At 43.3% G+C, this 1,043-nt stretch carries 2 protein-coding genes; one reads left to right on the top strand and one right to left on the bottom strand.

Annotation, left to right across the window (positions count from 1 at the left end; translation table 11 throughout):
* Window positions 1-774: hypothetical protein (locus ACMN7X_RS09635; protein WP_418747255.1), on the top strand; the 774-nt coding region annotated here is incomplete at its 5' end.
* Window positions 775-800: 26 nt separating this feature from the next.
* On the opposite strand, the gene ACMN7X_RS09630 is transcribed toward ACMN7X_RS09635, so the two are convergent.
* Window positions 801-1,043, bottom strand: a 243-nt coding sequence (locus ACMN7X_RS09630) for a DUF3874 domain-containing protein (protein ID WP_418747254.1), incomplete at its 5' end; no start/stop codon positions are given.

Raw genomic sequence — 1,043 nt, 5'->3', positions numbered from 1 at the left:
ACCGCTGCAGAGAATTATTACATTGTTAACAACAGGATAATCCACTTTCCATTTTATGATGTTTGGGATGGCAAATATTTAATGTGCGATATGAGTATTCAGGATTTTGATGGAAATATCATCCAAAAACAAACTCCTGATGTGGATTATACCGGATTTGATGACAGAAACAGACCGAATACAGGCTTCGCTGTCGCATGGGCTTATAAGAATCATCCCAATGTCTATTCTTTTTTCACGGATACCATCTATGCAGCTTTTGATGACACCATCCGCCCCAGATATTTCTTATCATTGGGAAAATACAAACGTCCGCTTCAACTAAAGGTCAGTGCCGAATGGAAAAATTATATTATATTTCATCGTTTTTGGGAAACCAAAGACTGTCTGTTAGGCAGTTTCGGATTGGAGCAAAAAGCTTGGTTCTTCCGATACGACAAAAAAAGTAAAGAGATAAAAACATGGAAACAAGATGCAGAAGGACTAAAAGCTTCATTTCCAATTCCACCGGCTTATGAATGGATAATCGGGTCTGCTGCCGGTATCATCAACGACATTGATGGTTGTTCCGACCACCTTCGTAAAATGGATTACATCAGTGAAAACCAGTTTGCAATCTGTATCACCCAAGACAATAGGGATGAAATCAGAAAGATAGTGTCCGAATCCACGAACGTGAAATTCCCCGAAAAGCGTCAGCAACTCTTGGAACTGATTGACTCAATGGGACCGGATGATAATCCGATTCTAGCTATTTATAAACTGAAAGATTAACATAAAGACGGACAGCATTTTATCGATTATTCAATGGTTACCAATGCCATGCTATTGTCACATGCCACCACCCGGTACACATTCCCCTTGGCGGTATGCACCCGCTCGCCCAACTGGGGCAGGATGCGGCTCAGGCTGTAGGCGGTCATACCCCTCATGACCGAAGGATGGGCGGACTTCATTCGCTCGAATAATTGGGTGGCGGAAAGGGTCAGCACTTCCTGCGGATGGTCCTCTTGGGTGGCAAAGCGGAAACAGAGGCGGAACAC

The sequence above is a fragment of the Frisingicoccus sp. genome (genome assembly GCF_048388605.1).
Classification (GTDB): domain Bacteria; phylum Bacillota; class Clostridia; order Lachnospirales; family Lachnospiraceae; genus Frisingicoccus.
The sequence above is the reverse complement of the archived record's forward strand: the minus strand, read 5'-3'. Positions and strand labels throughout refer to the sequence as shown.